This window comes from Actinoplanes sp. NPDC051633 (assembly GCF_040681735.1).
GTDB lineage: Bacteria > Actinomycetota > Actinomycetes > Mycobacteriales > Micromonosporaceae > Actinoplanes.
In genome coordinates, this window is the sequence record NZ_JBFAZH010001247.1 from 1 (window position 1) to 2,174 (window position 2,174).

A 2,174-nucleotide genomic window follows, 5' to 3' on the forward strand; every position below is an offset into this window, starting at 1 on the left:
CGCTTTATATAGAAAAGAAGATTCAACTAGGTAAAATCTTAATATAGGTTGAGATGATAAGGTTTATAAGGAATTTGTTTGTTCTAATTTTTCACCGCCCTGCTGGCGCAGGAGTGAAAATGACCGCCGCGGAGATCTCGGTGGGCGGGCTCACCAAGGCGTTCGGGTCGGGCGACGGCCGGATCGTCGCGGTCGACGACGTCTCCCTGACGATCGCCGGCGGCAGCGTCGTCGCCCTGACCGGGAGCAGCGGCAGCGGCAAGTCGACCCTGCTGCACCTGCTCGGCGCGATCGAACGCGCCGACGCCGGCGAGATCGTCGTCGGCGGCACGGCGATCACCGCGCTCGGCCGCCGCGGCCTGGCCGCCTACCGCCGGTCGATCGGCTTCGTCTTCCAGCGCTACCACCTGCTGCCGGCCCTGACCGCCGAGGACAACGTGATCGCGCCGGTGCAGCCGTTCCGGGTCGCCTACGACAAGCGGGCACGGGCGCGCGAGCTGCTCGCCGCCGTCGGCCTGGCGGGCCGCGAGTCGGCGCTGCCGTCCCAGCTCTCCGGCGGTCAGCAGCAGCGGGTGGGCATCGCCCGGGCGCTGATGGGTGAGCCGTCGCTGCTGCTGGCCGACGAGCCGACCGGCAACCTGGACTCGGCGACCAGCGGCGAGATCCTCGACCTGCTGCTCGGCCTGCGCGGCATGACGATCGTGGTGGCGACGCACGAGCAGCAGGTCGCCGACCGCTGCGACCGGGTGCTCCGCCTGCGCGACGGCCGGTTACTCCCGGAGTGACCGCCGGCCCGGCGTGGGAGGAGCGGGAACTCGGATGGGGGCCGCGGGAGAGACATGGGTGTCCCGCACGTACCCAGAACGGGGAGGCACATGACGGCGGTCATGGACCAGGAACTGAGCGACGACGCCATCATCGCGGCGTCCCGGCACGAACCCGACCGATTCGGGCTGCTCTATGACCGTTACTGCGCCACGTTGTACCGGTACGCGTACCGCCGGCTCGGGCCGTCGGGGTCGGCCGAGGACGTGGTGGCGGACGCGTTCGTGGTGGCGTTCCGCAAGCGGGGCGGCTACGACCTCTCCCGCTCCGACGCCCGGCCGTGGCTCTTCGGCATCCTGACCAGGGAGATCTCGAAGCGGCACCGCGCCGAGGAGGCGCGGTACCGGGCGCTCGGGCGGGCCGGCGCCGGCGACGACGTCGAGGAGTTCACCGACCGGGTCGACTCCGCGGTCGCCGCGCAGGCGGTGCGCGGCGCCCTCGCCGTGGCCCTGAGCCGGATCAGACCGGTCGAACGCGACGTCCTGCTGCTCATCGCCTGGGGCGACCTGAGCTACGAGGAGGTCGCGCAGTCCCTGCACATCAAGATCGGCACGGTCCGATCCCGGCTGCACCGCGCCCGGCAGCAACTCAGAGCGGCGCTTCAGGACATCGAGAGGACGCCATGAACGAGATGACCCGGCTCGCCGAGCTCGGCGAGCGGCTGGACCCGCCATCGGCGCTGCCTCCGGCCGACCTGCGCCGGCGCGTGATGGCCACCACCAGGGTGCGACGGAACCGCTGGACGCCGCGGCTGATCGCGGCCGGCACGCTGGCCGCGGTGGCGACCGGCGTGGTGCTGGCCGGTCAGGTCGTCGAGGTCGGCGACCGCCCGCCGGCCGCTTCCGCGCAGGCGGCGGAGATCCTGCGCGGCGCGGCGGCGCGGGCGCGGCAGCAGCCGGCCGTGCCGGTACGCGACGACCAGTTCGTGTACGTCGAGTCGATCGCGACGTCGGCGAGCATGAACGCGAGCGGGGAGGGTGCGGTGACCCTGGAATCGCGGCGGCGCGAGATCTGGCTCTCAGTCGACGGCACCCGCGACGGCCTGCTTCGATCCCGGCGGCGAGAGGGCTCCGGCGACGCCGGCACGCAGCCGATACCCGGCTGCGAGGACGGCGTGATGTCGGTGCGCAAGGGCACCCGGTCCGTCGAGGTGCCCTGCGCGGCGACGCCGGGCTACCGCCGGGATCTGCCGGCCGATCCCGGCGCCATGGTCAGGTATCTGTACCGGCAGGGCGGCACGAAGAACCCGCCGGACCAGGACGCGTTCACCGCCGCGGGCGACCTGATCCGCGAGGCGTACCTCGCTCCCGCGGTCCGGTCGGCGCTCTTCGAGGCGGCGAGCCGCATCC

Annotated in this window: 3 protein-coding genes; all 3 read left to right on the forward strand. The window is 71.8% G+C overall.

Going from position 1 to position 2,174, the window contains the following annotated elements:
- Positions 1-119: 119 nt before the first annotated feature.
- Complete coding sequence (locus AB0M20_RS39610; protein WP_364306214.1) at positions 120-785, forward strand: ABC transporter ATP-binding protein; 666 nt, start codon at positions 120-122, stop codon at positions 783-785.
- Between the two features lie 102 nt (positions 786-887).
- Positions 888-1,451 carry an RNA polymerase sigma factor gene (locus AB0M20_RS39615; protein WP_364306216.1) on the forward strand — a complete coding sequence of 188 codons (564 nt, stop codon included), beginning with the start codon at positions 888-890 and terminating at the stop codon, positions 1,449-1,451.
- On the forward strand, positions 1,448-2,174 hold a 727-nt coding region (locus AB0M20_RS39620; protein ID WP_364306218.1), incomplete at its 3' end, for a CU044_5270 family protein. The genes AB0M20_RS39615 and AB0M20_RS39620, both read left to right, overlap by 4 nt.